This window comes from Sphingomonas sp. CL5.1 (assembly GCF_013344685.1).
GTDB lineage: Bacteria > Pseudomonadota > Alphaproteobacteria > Sphingomonadales > Sphingomonadaceae > Sphingomonas.
Genome location: NZ_CP050137.1, coordinates 2,078,813 through 2,096,230 on the forward strand (window position 1 = coordinate 2,078,813; position 17,418 = coordinate 2,096,230).

The window sequence follows — 17,418 nt, forward strand, 5'->3', positions numbered from 1 at the left end:
GCATGCCGTCATTTCCTGGACCAATTTGGTTGAAGTAATCAAAATTGCCAGCCCATGCAATAGCCGACGGCGGCAATGGCAAGGGCCTGCCAAGGCGTCAAACTATCGACTGAGGCATTGACCAAATTGGTCTTGGGTGACAGAATCGAGCGGATTGAAGCGAGACTCGATGCGACCGCGCGGCCGCCGGACAGACGCCGCGACACTGACGCGGCCGATGGTCCCAGGAGAGAAAATGATGCATACGATTGTCGTACAGTCCGAGCCAGGCCCGCCCGATGACCCGCGAGGACATTGGCACGAGATCATGCAGTGCGAGTTCGAGGCGAATAAATTCAATGGCGCGGTCGGCAGTGTGCTGGTTTCGGAAGCGGACAATTGCCGTGTTTGGCATCTTCATCTGCCGCCCGGCGGGCTCCTGACCTTCCATCGGCACGTGCTCGATTATTTCTGGACGGCTGTCACCGCTGGCGTGGCACGAGGCTATTACGAGGATGGCAGGATCGTCGATGTCCATCATTATCCTGGCGAGACGCGGCATTTCAAACATGGCCCCGGCGAGTATTTCGTGCATGCCATCGAGAATGTCGGTGATACCGAGCTGATCTTCGTGACGGTGGAGTTCTTGCCGGGCGACAACCCGGCGATCGACATCCCGGATTCGCTCCGTCTCCTCAAGCGGCGCGAAGCGGCCGGTCTGATCGACATGCCGCATGACTGAGGGCGCGGCGGCGCAATGGGCGATCGCGCCGGACGATCGGCCTTGCGTGACCGTCGCCGACGGATCGACCTTTCCCGTTCACCGGATCTGGTGTGTCGGCAGGAACTATTCCGAGCACGCACGCGAAATGGGCGGGGACCCGACGCGCGAACCGCCGTTCTTTTTCGCCAAGCCGGCCGACGCGGTGGTTCCGTCGGGAAGCAAATTGCGGTTCCCGCGCGCGACCGACGAACTGCACCACGAGGTCGAGCTCGTCGTCGCGATCGGTGGTCACGGTTCGGACCTGTCGCCCGAAGAGGCGCGGCGGCTGATCTTCGGCTATGCCGTCGGCCTCGACATGACCCGCCGCGATCGGCAGGCGGAGGCCAAGGCGACCGCGCGGCCGTGGGAGATCGGCAAGGCGTTCGATCAGTCGTGCCCGATCAGCGAGATCCGGCTGGCGGCGGAAACGGGCGATCTCGCGGCTGGCGCGATCACGCTTTCGGTGAACGGCGCAGAGCGGCAGTCAGGCGACCTTGCCGACATGATCTGGTCACCGGCGGAATGCATCGCGGCGCTAAGCCGCATCGTTGACGTGTTTCCGGGCGATCTGATCCTGACGGGGACGCCGGCGGGTGTCGGTCCCGTGGTTGCCGGCGACACGCTTCGCGCGACCTGCGAGGGGGTCGGCGAGCTTTCGATAACCTATGAGCGCTGATGCGGGGAAGGACAAACATGCTGATCGTCGATTCCCAGATTCATTTGTGGACCAATCCGGGCGGCCCGCCGCATCACCGCCAGACGCCCTATACGGCGCCGCTTGCGCTTGCCGATATGGACGAGGCGGGGGTTGCCCGCGCGATCAATTGCCCCGCTATCTGGGATAGCGAGGCGAACGACTATGCGGTCACCGTGGCCCAGGCGCATCCAAACAGGTTTGCGACGATGGGCTGGTTTCCGCTTTCCTCGCCGCTCACGAAGGATGAGATCGCGGCCTTCCTCGACCGGCCGGGAATGGTGGGGCTGCGCTTTGTCCTGATGCGCCCCGACGATGTTGAAGCCTGGCGGGCCGGCGGGTTGGACTGGCTGTGGGCAGCGGCGGACGATCTGGCGTGCCCGGTCGCCCTGATCATGCCCAAGGCGATCCTGCCCGACATCGATCCGCTTGCCGCGCGGTTCCCGCATATTCCCTTTCTGCTCGACCATCTCAACATCGGGCCGCAGGAAAAATTGCCCGACGCGATGAACCATCTCGACACGTTGCTCGCGCTTGCCGCTCACCCCAACGTCGCGGTCAAGGCGAGCGCCACGCCGAGCATGAGCAACGGCGCCTATCCCTTCGAGGATGTGTCTCCCTATCTGGAACGGATATTCGCGGCCTATGGCCCGGAGCGGATGTTCTGGGGGACGGACTTCACCCGAATGCACATCACGCTGCGCGAGTGCATCGAAATGTTCACCGACCATTTGCCGTGGCTGAAGGGAAACGACCTCGACATGGTGATGGGCCGATCGATCTGCGACTGGGTGAAATGGCCGGCTTGACGCCACGAGCGACGTTCCGTCGGGCGGCCGCCTGTATCGAGGCGTGCGCTCCCCGAATAGCATTCCTCACCTGTGCGGCATCACCAGATATATGGCATTGGTCGCGCGGCGGGTGATTTTCGCGATCGCGTCGAGATCGGGCAGGTGTTCGAGCTGGGCGCTATCGATCGAATGTCCCTGAGTACCGCTTCTCTATCCGCTCCTGGGCTTCCGCTCCCGGCTTTTCGAGAACATGAGGCAGAAGGAAACACCCCGCGCTCCAGGTGATGCCGCAGTTCCGCATGACTTCGCGCGAGCCGGTAACGGAGGTGCTGTCCGAGCATCACGCTCATCGCTGCCTCGATCCTGATAAGGATTTCGTCATCGGCGAGGCAAGGACGGACGCGTTGCAATGCGACGTGGAGCACGCCATCGCTCGCTATTGTCGACTCCAGGCGACCAGGTCGGCCATCGACATCGGCTTTGCTCTCGCTAGTCCCGCGTGCGCCGGCGGGGGGTGTCACGGCCGCGGAATGTCATTGATCCAGACGGGGACGTCATAGCCGCGCTGGACCGCCGGCCGGTCGGCGAGCGAAACGTACCAGCGGCGCACGTTGGGAAATTCGTTCAGGTCGATGCCCTGCCAGTCGAACCGCGAGATCCAGGGCCATGCCGCGATATCGGCGATCGAATAATCGTCGGCGATAAAGTCGCGGTCTTCCAGCCGCCGGTCGAGCACGCCGTAGAGTCGCTTCGCTTCCGACAGATAGCGTTCGCGCGCATAATCCGACGCATCGGGACTGTAATGGACGAAATGGTGGACCTGGCCCAGCATCGGCCCCAACCCGCCCACCTGCCACATCAGCCATTCGATCGTGCGCATGCGGCACTCGTGCTCGGTCGAGAGCAATTTGCCGGATTTCTCAGCGAGGTAGATCAGGATCGCTCCCGACTCCATGAGCGTCGCGCCGGTTTCGCGATCGACGATCGCCGGGATGCGATTATTGGGCGCGATTTTCAGAAATTCTGCACCGAATTGCTCGCCCTTGCGGATGTCGATCGGATGAAAGGTGTAGGGCAGGCCCATTTCCTCTAGCGCAATCGAGATCTTGCGGCCGTTCGGCGTGGGAAAGCTATAAAGATCGATCATGACGGGAACCTCAATCCTGGGGGCGAACGACGACCTTGATCGCATTGTCGACACGATTCCGGGCATAGCGGATCGCCTCGGGCAGGTCCGCCATGGCAAAGGTGTGCGAATGAATCAGCGCGGCATCGAAGCGCTTCGCCGCCATCAGTGCCATGGCGCGGCGGACGGCGCTCTTTCCTTCACCGCGAATGCCGTAGAGATAGATGTTGTTGATCACCGCATGGGCGAGGTCGATGTTCGAAAGCCCGTGCGGGAACGCGGCGAGGCAGATCTTGCCGCCGCGGCTGCACATGTGGATCGCATCGTTGATCGATTGCTCGGTGCCCGCGCAGTCGATCACATAATCGGCGCCGACGCCGCCGGTCAGCGCGCGTACGCGCGCCACGGCATCCTCCTCGCGACCGTTGATGAGCGCATCGGCCCCGAGCTTGTCGCCGATCGCTAGCCGGTTTTCGCGCGTGCCGATAAGGATGGCCGGCGCGGCGCCGAGCGCCTTGGCGACGCCGACCGCCAGCAGCCCGATCGGCCCGGGGCCGATGATGGCGACGCTTTCGCCGGCGACGAGACCGCCTAGTTCGGTCAGGCCATACATCGAGGTGCCGGCGGTGACCGCGAGCGTCGCGACCTCGTCGCTCATGTCATCGGGAACGCGCACCAGCGTGTTGACGTGGTTGACCGCATATTCCGCAAAACCGCCGTCGGTCGTGAAGCCGTTGGCGCGATGCCCCTTGTCGTGGTCGCCATAATTCTGACCATAGTTGAGGCAGGAGGTGTACATGCCCGCGCGGCACCGCCGGCATTGCCCGCACCCGGCATGGACCTCGACCGAGACGCGATCGCCGACCTGATAGTCTCCCACGCCCGGACCGAGGGTCGCGACGGTACCCATATATTCATGCCCCGGCGTGAAATCCTGACGGAACGGCAGTTTCCCGTTGATCAGCGCTGGCGGGCCGTTCGCGATGATGTCGAGATCGGTTGCGCAGATCGCTACGGCGTCGATACGGACGAGGACCTCGGCAAAGCCCGGCGTCGGGATCGCTTTACGACCAAGGCGAAGCTCGTTCGGCCCGTCGAGCACCCAGGCGCGCATGCCGCCGTTGGCTGAATCTTCCTGTCGTTCCGTCGCCAAATCCATCTCCTCGCCCTCTTGTTCGTGCCAAGATATCAGCCGAGGTATCGGTGGTATAAACCAATGTCAACCAATTCAACCCTTTCAGGGTGACGCGAGACATTGTGCGCGTCAAGGCGTGAAAGCGACATTGATGGCTCATGTTCCGCTTTATGTTTGCCCTTGCTATCCCGTATCGGTCCAATTACGCAACCGTATTGGTTGAAGAAGCGACCGGCGCGCCGGCGGCGAGACTGGTTTGACTGACTGGCTCGATGGGCAGCTATGCCGCTCAAGTCTGACAGTGGCCGGAGAGGAGCAGGAAGAACGGATGCCGGGGAGGTGGGACCATGTCATCATTGGGGGCGGCACTGCGGGCTGCGTTCTTGCGAACCGGCTTTCTGCCGATCCGGTGAGAAAGGTGCTCCTGATCGAAAGCGGGATCGACACGCCGCCGGACGCGATGCCGGCGGACATCCTTGATCCCTATCCACTTTCCTATGTGAACCCGAAATACCGCTGGCCGCTCCAGGGATTTGCATTGAACGCAGCCGGTTCGGGCCCGGTGCCCCTGCTGCACGCCCGCGTCATGGGGGGCGGTTCGTCGATCATGGGCATGATCATGCTCCGCGGACTCCCGCTCGATTATGACGGTTGGGAATCGTCAGGCGCGAAGGGGTGGGGATGGCGCGATGTCCTGCCATTCTTTCGGCTGCTCGAAAACGATCTCGATTTTGATGGCGACGCGCATGGCAAGGAGGGACCGACCGAGATTCGCCGGCACCAGAGCCGGGACTGGCCGGAACTCGCCCAGGCTGCCGGCAGATACGCCGAGGCACGGCAGGTTCCTTTCATTGCCGACATGAACGCCGACTTCCGGGACGGATATGGGGCGTTGCCGATCGCCGGCACGACCGAACGCCGAAGCACGAGCGCTATGGCCTATCTGACGTCCGAGGTCCGGCGGCGTCCGAATCTGCGCATTCTTGCCAATGCGACGGCGACCGGGTTGCTGTGGGATGGTGCCCGGGTCGCTGGGGTGCGGGCGAGTGTCGGCGATCTCGAGGAAACGTTCGACGCCGCCGAGGTCATTGTCAGCATGGGGGCGCTGCTGAGCCCGCATTTCCTGTTGCGCGAGGGGTTGGGCGATCCTCAGGCGCTTCTTGACGCCGGCGTTCAGCCGCGCGTCGCGGTCCCCGCCATGGGCGCGAACCTACAGAACCACGCGGCGCTGCTGACGCTTGCGCATCTGAAGCGGCGGGCCGTCCAGCGCCGGCCGCAGCGCAATCACAACAATTCGATGTTCCGCTATTCGTCCGCCGTCGCCGGCGGCACGCGGAGTGATATGGCCCTGATGATCGGCACGCGCGTCACCTGGCATGCGATCGCTCGCCGATTGGCGAACATCACGCCGATCCTCATGGCGCCGGCTGCCCGCGGCCGCGTATCGCTCGGCAAGATACCCACCGCGCCGTTGATTGAATATAATCTTCTCGGCGATCCCCTGGATCGCGCGCGACTGATCGAGGGGCTGGGCCATGCCGTGGCGCTGGGGACATCATCGGAGATGCAGCAGGTTATCGGTCCGCTGGTGGCGGCAAGCCGCCTGGCTAATGCGGCGCGCTTCAACGCGAGGACGCGATGGAACGATCTGCGTACCAAGGCCATCGCCACGCTTTTTGATCAAGTTCCGGGCCTCGGAGAAAGGGCCGTGCGCTCGATGGGCGAATACGATCTTGTCACTCTGCTTGCCGAGCCGGAGCGGCTCGACGAGTTCGTCGAAAGGAACGTCACCCCCCTTGCGCACCATTCTGGCACTTGCCGGATGGGAGCGGCGGACGATCCCCACGCGGTCGTCGACCCGCAATGCAGGGTCAAAGGTGTGTCCGGCTTGCGCATTGTCGACGCCTCGGTGATGCCGACGGTGCCCCGCGCCAACACCAATCTGCCTATGCTGATGATCGCTGAAAAGGCTGCCGCCATCCTGCTCGGGCGCGACTGATCCGCGAGCGCTTTGGATTGGGCGCGGCGAACTTTATCGCACAGCGGTAGACGCACGGCTGCGCAGTCGGTTATCCATGCCACCGGCCAGATCCCTCGGTGCTTCGCGATGAAGGCGAGCCTCATATCGAGTCCTTCGCGAAGTAGGCGGTGGCTTTTTTAGAATGTCGCGCTCCGCCTTGAGCTTGGCCACTTCCCGACGGAGACGATCAATCTCCATCTGTTTCGGCCTCATCTGGCCGTGCCCTGGAAATGCGTGTCCCGGATCGGCGGCAAACTCCCTCACCCACTTGCGCAGCACGTTCTCGTGCACGTCCAAATCGCGAGCAGCCTGCGCAACCGCGACACCGCGTTCGCCCACCAACTTTACCGCCTCGAGCTTGAACTCGCGGCTGAACTTCCTTCGTTGCATTCTGGACCTCCGATAGGCGGAAACATCCTATCTCGGTGTCCACCAAGCCGGCAGCAGTTCAAGAACCAGATTCTCCCGGATGAGGTGGTTCGGAAAATTATCCGCGCGGCTGCCAACTTCGACGAGGATGGCGAAGTCGGTCGAATGATCCTCGTGCTGGCCGCGACGGGCGCCCGCTTCTCTCAGATGCAGCAGATCATGGTCGGTGATGTCCAGGCTGATCGGCAGCGCATATTCGTCCCGAGCAGCCGGAAGGTCGCTAAGCAACTGGGCCACGCCGATCCCGCTGTGACCTTCAAATACTATGCGCGTTGGATCGTCGGATCGGCGGAGCAGGTGAGACCGCCAAGCTGAACCGAATCTTCTCGAATCAAACCTGATCAATCCGCGTGGAGTTCGGCAAATTGTCTTTCTGACCGCGTCAGTCCGCTGCCCCGTCGGGTTTTTGACACGAAATCACGAGCTGAATCAGTCATTTACCCGGCGAGCACGGGCCGCGTGATTCTATATGATGTATAAAGACGGTGCTATATCAATTACTTAGCGTGGTGACCCCTACGGGACTCGAACCCGTGTTTTCGCCGTGAGAGGGCGACGTCCTAGACCGCTAGACGAAGGGGCCATCTTGCAGGTGGAGGCGGGCGCTTACGGCCCGCCGGCGCCCACGTCAAGCCGCTGCTTTGCGGCGTTCCGCCATTTCCTCGTTCAGCATCTCCGCCAGCAGGAAGGCCAGCTCCAGGCTCTGGCCGGCGTTGAGGCGGGGGTCGCAGTGCGTGTGATAACGGTCCGCCAGCGTCTGCTCGGTCACGTCGATCGCGCCGCCGGTGCATTCGGTGACGTTCTGCCCGGTCATCTCGGCATGGATGCCGCCCGCATGCGTGCCCTCGGCGCGGTGCACGGCGAAGAAACCGCGCACCTCGGCGAGGATGCGCTCGAACGGGCGCGTCTTGTAGCCGTTGGCGGCCTTCACGACGTTGCCGTGCATCGGATCGCAGCTCCACACCACCGGATGCCCTTCGCGCGTCACGGCGCGGAGCAGGCGGGGGAAGGCGGCCTCGATCCTGTCGTGGCCGTAGCGGGTAATGAGCGTGACGCGCCCCGGCGTGCGCGCCGGATTGAGCGTGTCGAGCAGGCGCAGCAACTCGTCCGGCTCGAGGGAGGGGCCGCATTTCAGGCCGATCGGATTGCCCACGCCGCGCAGGAATTCGACATGCGCCGATCCCTCGAAGCGCGTGCGGTCGCCGATCCACAGCATATGCGCGCTGGTGTCATACCATTCGCCGGTCAGCGAATCCTGCCGCGTCATCGCCTGCTCATAGGGGAGCAGCAGCGCCTCGTGGCTGGTGTAGAATTGCGTCTGCGAAAGCTGCGGCACCGTATCGGGATTGATCCCGCACGCGGCCATGAACTCCAGCGCCTCGCCGATGCGGTCCGCCGTCTCGGCATATTTCGCCGCCCACGGGGAGCGCCCCATGAAATCGTGCGTCCAGCGATGCACCTGATGCAGATTGGCATAGCCGCCGCCGGCGAAGGCGCGCAGCAGGTTGAGCGTCGCGGCGGACTGGCTGTAGCCCTGCACCATGCGCGCCGGATCGGGCGTGCGCGCCGCCGCCGTGAAGGCGATGTCGTTGACGTTGTCGCCGCGATAGCTCGGCAGTTCCACCCCGTCGATCGTCTCGGTCGGGGCTGAGCGCGGCTTGGCGAACTGGCCCGCCATGCGGCCGACCTTCACCACCGGCAGCTTGGAAGCGAAGGTCAGCACCACCGCCATCTGGAGCAGCACGCGGAACGTGTCGCGGATGTTGTTCGGGTGGAATTCCGCGAAGCTTTCCGCGCAATCGCCGCCTTGCAGCAGGAAGCCCTTGCCCGCCGCGACATTCGCCAGATCGGCGGTGAGATTGCGCGCCTCGCCGGCAAAGACGAGGGGGGGATAGCTGCCAAGCTGGTCCGTCGCCGCCTTCAGCGCGGCGGCGTCGGGATAATCGGGAAGCTGGCGCGCTTCATGCAAGATCCAGCTGTCGGGGGCCCAATTGGCGGCCATGGCACACTTTCCGTCGATGCAAAGAGCAATGAAGCTGCGCGCGATAGCGCCGCAACGCAACGAAGGAAAGCTCCGGCTGCGTGAAGCTACATGATCCCGGCATAGTTGCCGCCGTCGATCAGCAGGCTCTGCCCGGTGATGAAGCCGGCCTGTTTCGAGCAGAGGAAGGCGCAGGCCGCGCCGAACTCGGCCGGGTCGCCGAAGCGGCGCGCGGGGATGCGCTCGCGGTTGCGGCGCTCGGCCTCGTCCATGTCGATGCCCTGCGTCTGCGCGGTGAAGCGGTTGACGCCCTCCAGCCGCCGGGTCGCGAACAGGCCGGGGAGCAGGAAGTTGATCGTCACGCCCGACGCGGCGACCTGTCGCGCGATCCCGGCGAGGAAGCCGGTCAGCCCGATCCGCGCGCCGCTGGAAAGGTCGAGGCCCGCGACGGGAGCCTTCACCGAGCCGGAGGTGACGCAGACGATCCGCCCGAAGCCGCGCTCGATCATGCCGTCGATCACCTGCTGCACCATGCGGATCGGCGCGACCATGTTGGCGTCCAGCCCGGCGTGGATCGCTTCGCCGTCGAGCTGGCGGAAATCGCGCAGCGGCGGGCCGCCGTTGTTATTGACGAGGATGTCGACGGTGCCAGCGGCGTCGATCAATGCGCGCTGCACGCCGGGGTCCGCGACATCGCCGGCGACCGCCTCCACCCGCACGCCGCTTTCGTCGCGGATCGCCCGCGCGGCGGCGGCGAGCGGCTCCGCCTCACGGCCGTTGATGACGAGATCGCACCCCGCGCGGGCCAGCTCGGCGGCGCAGGCGCGGCCGAGGCCGTGGCTGGATGCGCAGACGATCGCGGTGCGGCCGTTGAGTCCGAGGTCCATGCGCGGTTCTCCTGGTTTCGAAGGCCCGCGCATGGACCCGATCAGCCGCCTTGTGAAGTCAGCCAGCTGCCGTGGAAGCCCGGCGGGATGCGATGCGGCACGCGGACGCTGGCGACCGGCGGGCCGGAGAAGTTCCGCGCGTCGATGATCGCAAGGTCGGTGGTCTCGTGCGGCAGGTCGATGACGAGGCCGATCAGCCAGCCCTCGTCCTCCCCCGCGTCCGTCCCGGCGGGGACGAAGACGAACTCGCCGGGATAGCGGCCGGTGCCGAAATCGTGCGTCTCGCGCGCGCCGGTTTCCAGATCGTGCTTGTAGAGCCGGGTCGCGCCGAGGAACTGGTCCTCTTCGCTCTTGGGCAGCGCCATCGCATAGGCGTAGCGATAAGGCTGGCCGAAGCGCCGCTCGTCGGGGCGGGGGAATTCCTGCGGGCTGGCGTCGATCGTGCGGCGGGCGACGGTGCGGCCGACCGGGTCGATCGTCCAGCGTTCGAGGCCGAGGTTGCGGCCGTTCGGCCCCTCCGGCCCGCCGGCGAACATCGTCTCATAGGCGCAGACGTCCATCACCACGCGCCCGTCGGCATCGTCATAGGCGTTGGCGACATGGAAGACATAGGCGGGATCGACGTCGCACCAGATCACCTCCGCCGCCGTGCCGTGGCGCGGCAGCAGGCCGACGCGGGCGCGATGATCCGGGTTCCAGCGATACGGGAAGCGGTGCCCGCCGATCAGCGCCTTCATCGAGAAGGTGACGGGCAGGTCGAGGATCACCGCATAGCGCGCGGTGATCGCGCAATCGTGGATCGAGGGGCCGTTCTTCACCGCGATCGGCAATTCGCGCACCACCTTGCCCTCCGCCGAGATGACGACGTGGCGGATCGTGCCGGGGTCGGTCGCTTCATAGGCGATGGCGTGGTGCTCGCCGGTCAGCGGATCGAGGTGCGGGTGGGCGGTGAACGATCCCTCCAGCGTGCCGCCGAAGGGATTGTAGGTCTGCCCCTCCAGCGTCTCGTCCAGCTCGACCGGATAGCTGCCGGCCTCGACCAGCGCCCAGGTGCGGCCGGCGATGCCGACGACATTGGTGTTCACCGTGTCGAAGTCGCCATGGCGCGGGCCGGGGGCGGGCGGCTCGCCCAGCGCCGCGCCCACCGCGCGCGAGCGGATCCAGCGGTTGCGATACCACAGCGCCTTGCCATGCTTGAGCGCGATGCCGTGGACCATGCCGTCGCCGACGAACCAGTGATAGCCGGCCGGATCGGGCGCGACCGGGTTCGGGCCGATGCGCAGGTAGCGCCCGTCCAGCGCCGCCGGGATCGTGCCGGTGACGGGCAGGTCGACCAGCGTCATCTCGCCGCCGAGCGGCAGGTGGATGCCGGTGAGGAAGGGGTGGTCGGTCTTCGGCAGATGCTTGCGATTGAAGTCGGCGACGACCTCGATGCCCTTGGCGACGACCGAGCGGATCGTGGTTTCGACAGTTCCGGCCATGACGATTCTCCGATGTGATCGCTGTAAACATACACGCGATGTGATCGTTGTCAACATCCGGCTTGCCGCTACGGGCGGCGACGGGCTATCTCGGGTTGGTGACCAAGGCATATCATCATGGCGATCTGCGCGCGGCGCTGCTGGCGGCGGGGGTGGCGCTGATCGAGGAGCAGGGCGCCGACGACCTGTCGCTGCGCGAACTCGCCCGGCGCGTCGGGGTGAGCGCCACGGCGGTCTATCGCCATTTCCCCGACAAGGCGGCGCTGATGGCCGCGCTGGGGCGGGAGGCGTTGGCGAAGCTGGCGGCGGCGCAGCGCGAGGCGTCGGCGCGGGCGGGCGGCGGCGCTGCGGGGTTCAGCGCGACGGGGGCGGCCTATGTCCGCTTCGCGCGCGACAATCCGGGGCTGTTCCGGCTGGTCTTCGCGCATCAAGCGCCGGCGGGGCTGCATGACGAGGTGCCGGACGATGCGATGACGATGCTGAAGACGGCGGCGGCCGCGCTCGCCCCGGCCGGTACGGACCCGCGCATCTTCGCGCTCCGGGCATGGGCGCTGGCACACGGCCTCGCGATGCTGATGCTCGACGGTCAGGTCGAGGTGGATGACGCGGCGATCGACGCGGCGATCGACACCAGCGCGCTACGCGACTGCTGACCCCGTTCGCTCGCGGACGGCATTGACGATGGCGCGGCCGTAGGCGGTTTTGGCGAGGGCGTTGCCGCGCGCAAGGGCTTGGTCGGCGGAGATGAAGCCGTGGTGGAAGGCGATTTCCTCGAGGCAGGCGATCTGGATGCCCTGGCGGTGCTGGATGGTGCGGACGAACTCGGAGGCTTCGAGCAGGCTGTCGTGGGTGCCGGTGTCGAGCCAGGCATAGCCGCGCCCCATCTGCTCGACGTAGAGGTCGCCGGCCTCCATGTAGAGGCGGTTGAGGTCGGTGATCTCCAGCTCGCCGCGGGCTGAGGGCTTGAGGTCGCGGGCTAGATCGAGCACGCGATTGTCGTAGAAATAGAGGCCGGTGACGGCGCAGTTCGATTTCGGTTGCGCCGGCTTTTCCTCGAGGCTGATCGCGCGGCCGCTGGCGTCCAGCTCGACCACGCCGTAGCGCTCCGGGTCCTCGACGCGATAGCTGAACACGGTCGCGCCGTCCTTCCGCGCCACAGCGCTGGCCAGCAGGTCGGTGAGGTGCGCGCCGAAGAAGATATTGTCGCCCAGCACCAGGGCGACGTTATCGCCGCCGACGAAATCGCGCCCGATGGTGAATGCCTGCGCGAGGCCCTCGGGGCGCGGCTGCTCGGCATAAGAGACGGCAAGGCCCCAGTCGGCGCCGGTGCCGAACATGCGGCGGTAATTGTCGATGAACTCGGGGCTGGAGATGATCAGGATATCGCGGATGCCGGCCATCATCAGCACCGACAGCGGATAATAGATCATCGGCTTGTCATAGACCGGCAGGAGCTGCTTGTTGATCGCCAGCGTCGCCGGGTGCAGCCGCGTGCCGGACCCGCCGGCGAGGATGATTCCCTTCACTTGGGCGTTCCCATCAGTTCGTCGAGGATGTCGTCGAGCGCGTCCTGCCACGGGCGCGGCGTGATGCCGTAAGCCGTGCGGATCGCGCCGTGATCGAGCCGCGAGTTGGCCGGGCGGCGCGCGGGCGTGGGATAATCGGCGGTGGCGATCGCCTCGACGATGGGCGAGGGGCCGCCGCGCCGCGCGGCGCGTTCGAAGATCGCGCGGGCGAAGCCGCACCACGTCGTCTCGCCGGCGTTGCTGAAGTGGAAGGTGCCGGCCGGCGCGGCGGGATCGTCGGCCATGGCGAGCGCGATCGTCGCGACCGCGGCGGCGAGATCGGCGGCGGCGGTCGGCGCGCCATGCTGGTCGTCCACCACGCGCAACGTGCCGCGCTCGGCGCCGACGCGCAGCATGGTCCTGATGAAATTGTTGCCGTGCGCGCTGACCACCCATGAGGTGCGGACGATCGCATGGCGCTGGCAGCCGGTCGCCACCGCGAGATCGCCGCCGAGCTTCGAGGCGCCATAGACGCCGAGTGGCCCGGTCGGGTCGCCGGGCGCCCAACGGCCCGCTTTCGACCCGTCGAACACATAATCGGTCGAGACATGGACGAGCGGGATGTCCGCCGCGCGGCAGGCCTGCGCGAAGGCCGCCGGGGCGAGCGCGTTGACCGCCCATGCCGTGACGACATCCTCCTCCGCCCTGTCGACGGCGGTATAGGCCCCGCCGGAGATCACCGCTGCCCACGGGCGGGAAGCGACCATCGCGGCGATCGCGGCGGTGTCGGCGAGGTCAAGCTCGTCGATATCGACCGGCACGACGCGCCAGCCCGCCGGCCATGGATAGCGCTTCAGCTCGGTGCCGAGCTGGCCGTTGCCGCCGGTGACGAGGATCTCCCTCACGCCGCCAGCCCGCGTCGCTTGTCGGCCTGCCGCTCGTCGACGATCGCGCGCCACCAATGCTCGTTGGCGAGATACCAGCGCACGGTCTTCCCGATCCCGCTCTCGAACGTCTCGGCCGGCTCCCAGCCGAGTTCGTCGCGGATGCGCGTCGCGTCGATCGCATAGCGCGCGTCATGACCGGGACGGTCGGCGACGAAGCCGATCTGCTCCTTGTACGATTTGCCGTCGGCGCGTGGTCGCTCGGCATCGAGGATCGCGCAGACCGTCTCGACCACCTCGAGGTTCTTCTTCTCGTTGTTGCCGCCGACATTATAGGTGCGGCCGGGCGCGCCGCGCTCGAACACGCATCGCAGCGCGCGGACGTGATCCTCGACATAGAGCCAGTCGCGCACGTTGGTTCCCTGCCCGTAGACCGGCAGCGTCTCGCCGGCGAGCGCCTTGACGATCATCAGCGGGATCAGCTTCTCGGGGAAGTGGTACGGCCCGTAATTGTTCGAGCAGTTGGTGATCAGCACCGGCAGCCCGAAGGTATGGCCCCAGGCGCTGACGAGATGGTCGCTCCCCGCCTTGGACGCCGAATAGGGCGAGCGCGGATCGTAGGGTGTGTCCTCGGTGAACAGCCCGGTGTCGCCCAATGAGCCGTACACCTCGTCGGTGGAGATATGATGGAAGCGGAACGCGTCCTTCGCCGCGCCCTCCAGTGACTGCCAATAGCCGCGCGCCTCGGCGAGCATGACATAGGTGCCGACGAGGTTGGTCTGGATGAAGGCGTCGGGCGCGTCGATCGAGCGGTCGACATGGCTCTCGGCGGCGAGATGGGTGATGACGTCCGGCCGGAAGTCCGCGATCGCCGCGCGCACCGCCGCCGCGTCGCACACGTCGCCGCGCACGAAGCGATAGCGGTCGCTCCCCGCCACCTCCTCGACGGTGGAGAGCGTGCCGGCATAAGTGAGCTTGTCGAAGTTGAGCACCTCGTGCCCGGTATCGGCGATCAGGTGGCGGACCAGCGCCGAGCCGATGAACCCGGCCCCGCCGGTGACGAAAATGCGCATCACTCTACCTCAGGCAAGCGGCGCCAACGGGCGGCCGTCATAGGGGAAGGGGCTGTCGAAATCGGCCAGCGCGGGGAGCTTCGCGTCCTTGGCCGACAGTTCGGGCGCGGTGCCCGGCGGCAGCGGCCAGTCGATCCCGGCGCTGTCCCAGCGGATGCCGCCATCGCATTCCGGCGCATAATAATCGGAGACCTTGTAGGTCACCTCGCAATCGTCCTCCAGCGTCAGGAAGGCATGGGCGAAGCCGACCGGCACGAACAATTGCCGCCCGTTCGCCGCCGACAGTTCCGCCGCGACATGCCGGCCATAGGTCGGCGAGCCGCGCCGCACGTCCACCGCCACGTCGAGGATGCGGCCCCGGATGCAGCGCACCAGCTTGTCCTGCCCGTGCGGCGGGGTCTGGAAATGCAGCCCGCGCAGCGTGAACGCCGGCGCCGACAGCGAATGGTTGTCCTGCACGAACCGGCAGTCAATGCCGCGCTCGGCGAAGCGCCGCTCGGTGTAATATTCCGTGAACCATCCGCGCGCGTCGCCATGACGCACCGGCTCGATCAACTGCACTGCACTGTCCATCATCGGCATCGCGCATAGCCGCCGCGTGGTTTACGGACAATTGAGACGAGACGATGCGTCAATATCCGGCGTCCAGATCCGCGACATTTTCCATCGGCTTGCCTTCCACGAAGGCGGAAAGGTTGCGCAGGAACAGGGCGGCGGCGCGCTGGAACATCTTCGCGCGCCCGCTGCGCCCGGAAAGGTGCATGGTGATCATGCAGTTCGGTGCGGACCACAGCGGGTGATCGGGCGGCAGCGGCTCGGGATTGGTCGGATCGAGGAAAGCGCCGCCGATCGTCCCGCCGCGCAGCGCGGCGAGCAGCGCGTCGTCGTCGATCATGTCGCCGCGCGCGATGTTGATGAGCCACGCGCTGTCCTTCATCGCGGCAAGCTCCGCCGCGCCGATCATCGCCCTGGTGTCCGGGGTGGAAGGCGCCGCGAGGATCACCCAGTCGAACTGGCCGAGCCGCGCGCGCCAGCGGTCCGGCGTCAGCGTGCCGTCGCGGCCGGATCGGGTGACGCCCGTCACCTCGACGCCGAACGCTTCCAGCCGGTCGCCGACCAGTCGGCCGATCGCGCCCAGCCCGACGATCAGCGCGCGGGTGCCGTGCAATTCGGTCATCCCCGGCGCGTCAAGCAGCCATTCATGGGCGTCGGCAGCGCGGACGATCCGGTCGAAGCGCTTCGCCGCGACCAGCACGCCCATCACCGCATATTCCGCCACCGCCAGTGCGTTGATGCCGACGCCGTTGGTGACGATCGCCCGCCGCGCGCGCAGCACGTCGAGCGGGAAGGCATCCAGCCCGGCGTAGATCGTCGAGACCCATTTGAGATTCGGCCCCGAGGCGCGCATCGTCGCCGCGACGCTCGCGGGCTTCTCCATGTCGACCCAGGCGATATCGGCATCGGCGATCATCGCTTTCGCCTCCTCGACGCTTTTCCACCAGGCGACGGTGACGCCGGCGGGAAGATGGGGTTCGACGAGCGGGCGGGCGATCGCGGGAAGAACGGCTTTCATGGCGTCCACGATAGCGTCCCGATCCGCCGACGCCTATCGTCCGTGTCGTGAGTAAGTTCCGCATCGCCGCCGCCCTGTTCCCGCTCGCCCTGACCGCCGCCGCGCCGGCCGGGCTGTCGGTGGAGAGCCTCGAGGCGTTGCGCGCGATCGACCTGAGGCTCGGCACAATCGGCTATCGGCTGGCGACCGCCAACGCCGCCTTGTGCGAGCGGCAGGCGCCGGCGACCGGGGCGTTGCTCCACGCGATCACGCAATATGACCGGGCGAGCGAGGCGGCGGCGCGGCAGGCATTCGGCTTCGCCGCGCCGGTCGCGGTGGAGGCGGTGGTCGGCGATTCGCCGGCCGCGCGCGCGGGGCTGGAAGCGAACGACGGCGTGCTCTCGGTGAACGGCGAGGAGACGAGAGGGAGCGCTACGCCGCCCTCTGTCGCCGATCGCGACGCCGCGCTGGCGGCGATCGCGCGCGGCGGGATGCGGGTGAGGCTGGACACGATTCGCGATGGCGCGCGGCGCGCGGTGGATATCGCCGGGGTGGCGGGGTGCGACACGACCTTCGAGGTGGTGCTCGGCCCGGAGATGACCGCGCAGTCGGACGGCAAGGTGGTGCAGATCGGCGTCCGCTTCCTCGAACGCTATCGCGATGACGAGGTGGCGGTGGTCGCCGCGCATGAACTGGCGCATGTCATCCTGAACCATCGCGCGCGGCTGGAGGCGGCGGGAGTGAAGGGCGGCCTGTTCGGCGAGTTCGGCCGCAACGCCCGCCTGACGCAGCGCGCGGAGGAGGAAGCCGACCGGCTCGGCGTCCATCTGCTCTACAATGCCGGCTATGATCCCGCCTCGGCGGCGCGCTTCTGGCGCGCGCATGGCGGGGATGTCGACGGCGGCTTCTTCCGCAGCCGCACCCATCCGGCGACGAAGGTGCGCGTCGCCGCGATCGAGGCGGAGGCGGCGACGCTGGCGGCGGAGCCGGCGCGGCCGTCGATCCCGCCGATGGTGGCGGAGCGGGACCGGCCGATGCGGTGAACTAGGACGGATCGACATTCAGAAGATGAGGAGCCGAAAATGGTGGTTTTCCGTGACCCGGAGCGCAGCGGACTA

At 66.4% G+C, this 17,418-nt stretch carries 17 protein-coding genes, 1 tRNA gene and 1 pseudogene; 6 read left to right on the forward strand and 13 right to left on the reverse strand.

Annotated elements, in window-relative coordinates:
- Nucleotides 1-169 precede the first annotated feature (169 nt).
- The 3 genes from F9288_RS10005 to F9288_RS10015 are packed head-to-tail and all read left to right on the forward strand — an operon-like array spanning nt 170 to nt 2,245.
- Nucleotides 170-721 carry a hypothetical protein gene (locus F9288_RS10005; RefSeq protein ID WP_217482620.1) on the forward strand — a complete coding sequence of 184 codons (552 nt, stop codon included), beginning with the start codon at nt 170-172 and terminating at the stop codon, nt 719-721.
- Nucleotides 714-1,418 (forward strand): fumarylacetoacetate hydrolase family protein, encoded by a 705-nt coding sequence (locus F9288_RS10010; RefSeq protein WP_174836505.1) that lies wholly within the window; start codon nt 714-716, stop codon nt 1,416-1,418. The genes F9288_RS10005 and F9288_RS10010 overlap by 8 nt, the downstream gene beginning before the upstream one ends.
- 17 nt (nt 1,419-1,435) lie before the next feature.
- Nucleotides 1,436-2,245 (forward strand): amidohydrolase, encoded by an 810-nt coding sequence (locus F9288_RS10015; protein ID WP_174836507.1) that lies wholly within the window; start codon nt 1,436-1,438, stop codon nt 2,243-2,245.
- A gap of 499 nt (nt 2,246-2,744) precedes the next feature.
- Here the strand turns inward: F9288_RS10015 and F9288_RS10020 are convergent, their stop codons facing one another.
- Entirely contained in the window at nt 2,745-3,374 is a 630-nt protein-coding gene (locus tag F9288_RS10020; protein ID WP_174836509.1) for a glutathione S-transferase family protein, read from the reverse strand.
- Between the two features lie 10 nt (nt 3,375-3,384).
- Nucleotides 3,385-4,512: a zinc-binding dehydrogenase gene (locus tag F9288_RS10025; protein WP_174836511.1), complete on the reverse strand. Its 1,128-nt coding sequence runs from the start codon at nt 4,510-4,512 to the stop codon at nt 3,385-3,387.
- A gap of 232 nt (nt 4,513-4,744) precedes the next feature.
- Here F9288_RS10025 and F9288_RS10030 point away from each other — a divergent pair, with 232 nt between their 5' ends.
- Nucleotides 4,745-6,487, forward strand: a complete 1,743-nt coding sequence (locus F9288_RS10030; protein ID WP_174836512.1) for a GMC family oxidoreductase — start codon at nt 4,745-4,747, stop codon at nt 6,485-6,487.
- A 53-nt stretch (nt 6,488-6,540) separates the two neighbouring features.
- Here the strand turns inward: F9288_RS10030 and F9288_RS10035 are convergent.
- The 6 genes and pseudogenes from F9288_RS10035 to F9288_RS10060 form a co-directional block, all read right to left on the reverse strand.
- A pseudogene (locus F9288_RS10035) lies at nt 6,541-6,898 on the reverse strand (transposase); the annotation flags it as partial.
- Nucleotides 6,899-6,925: 27 nt separating this feature from the next.
- Nucleotides 6,926-7,174: a hypothetical protein gene (locus F9288_RS10040; RefSeq protein ID WP_174836514.1), complete on the reverse strand. Its 249-nt coding sequence runs from the start codon at nt 7,172-7,174 to the stop codon at nt 6,926-6,928.
- 270 nt (nt 7,175-7,444) lie between these two features.
- A tRNA-Glu gene (locus tag F9288_RS10045) sits at nt 7,445-7,520 on the reverse strand.
- Between the two features lie 45 nt (nt 7,521-7,565).
- Nucleotides 7,566-8,939: a class II 3-deoxy-7-phosphoheptulonate synthase gene (locus F9288_RS10050; RefSeq protein WP_174836516.1), complete on the reverse strand. Its 1,374-nt coding sequence runs from the start codon at nt 8,937-8,939 to the stop codon at nt 7,566-7,568.
- Between the two features lie 86 nt (nt 8,940-9,025).
- The gene (locus F9288_RS10055) at nt 9,026-9,805 is read right to left on the reverse strand and encodes an SDR family oxidoreductase (RefSeq protein WP_174836518.1); all 780 of its coding nucleotides are present in this window, start codon (nt 9,803-9,805) and stop codon (nt 9,026-9,028) included.
- Nucleotides 9,806-9,846: 41 nt separating this feature from the next.
- A complete protein-coding gene (locus F9288_RS10060; protein ID WP_174836520.1) occupies nt 9,847-11,286 on the reverse strand; it encodes a carotenoid oxygenase family protein in 1,440 nt (479 codons plus the stop codon).
- 47 nt (nt 11,287-11,333) lie between these two features.
- On the opposite strand from F9288_RS10060, the gene F9288_RS10065 reads away from it, so the two are divergent.
- Nucleotides 11,334-11,939 (forward strand): TetR/AcrR family transcriptional regulator, encoded by a 606-nt coding sequence (locus tag F9288_RS10065; RefSeq protein WP_254621153.1) that lies wholly within the window; start codon nt 11,334-11,336, stop codon nt 11,937-11,939.
- On the opposite strand, the gene rfbA is transcribed toward F9288_RS10065, so the two are convergent.
- Genes rfbA through F9288_RS10090 form a run of 5 tightly spaced genes read right to left on the reverse strand, consistent with a single transcriptional unit; the run spans nt 11,925 to nt 16,321 of the window.
- A complete protein-coding gene (rfbA, locus tag F9288_RS10070; protein WP_174836521.1) occupies nt 11,925-12,812 on the reverse strand; it encodes a glucose-1-phosphate thymidylyltransferase RfbA in 888 nt (295 codons plus the stop codon). The two genes, F9288_RS10065 and rfbA, sit on opposite strands and share 15 nt — an antisense overlap.
- Nucleotides 12,809-13,696, reverse strand: coding sequence for a dTDP-4-dehydrorhamnose reductase (rfbD, locus tag F9288_RS10075; RefSeq protein ID WP_174836522.1), 888 nt, complete (start codon nt 13,694-13,696; stop codon nt 12,809-12,811). The genes rfbA and rfbD overlap by 4 nt, the downstream gene beginning before the upstream one ends.
- Nucleotides 13,693-14,748 (reverse strand): dTDP-glucose 4,6-dehydratase, encoded by a 1,056-nt coding sequence (rfbB, locus tag F9288_RS10080; protein ID WP_174836523.1) that lies wholly within the window; start codon nt 14,746-14,748, stop codon nt 13,693-13,695. Before rfbB ends, rfbD begins: the two co-directional genes overlap by 4 nt.
- Nucleotides 14,749-14,757: 9 nt before the next feature.
- Nucleotides 14,758-15,324, reverse strand: a complete 567-nt coding sequence (gene rfbC, locus F9288_RS10085; protein WP_254621154.1) for a dTDP-4-dehydrorhamnose 3,5-epimerase — start codon at nt 15,322-15,324, stop codon at nt 14,758-14,760.
- A gap of 55 nt (nt 15,325-15,379) precedes the next feature.
- Nucleotides 15,380-16,321: a D-2-hydroxyacid dehydrogenase gene (locus F9288_RS10090; RefSeq protein WP_174839013.1), complete on the reverse strand. Its 942-nt coding sequence runs from the start codon at nt 16,319-16,321 to the stop codon at nt 15,380-15,382.
- Between the two features lie 47 nt (nt 16,322-16,368).
- On the opposite strand from F9288_RS10090, the gene F9288_RS10095 reads away from it, so the two are divergent.
- Entirely contained in the window at nt 16,369-17,343 is a 975-nt protein-coding gene (locus F9288_RS10095; RefSeq protein ID WP_174836525.1) for a M48 family metallopeptidase, read from the forward strand.
- Nucleotides 17,344-17,418 lie beyond the last annotated feature (75 nt).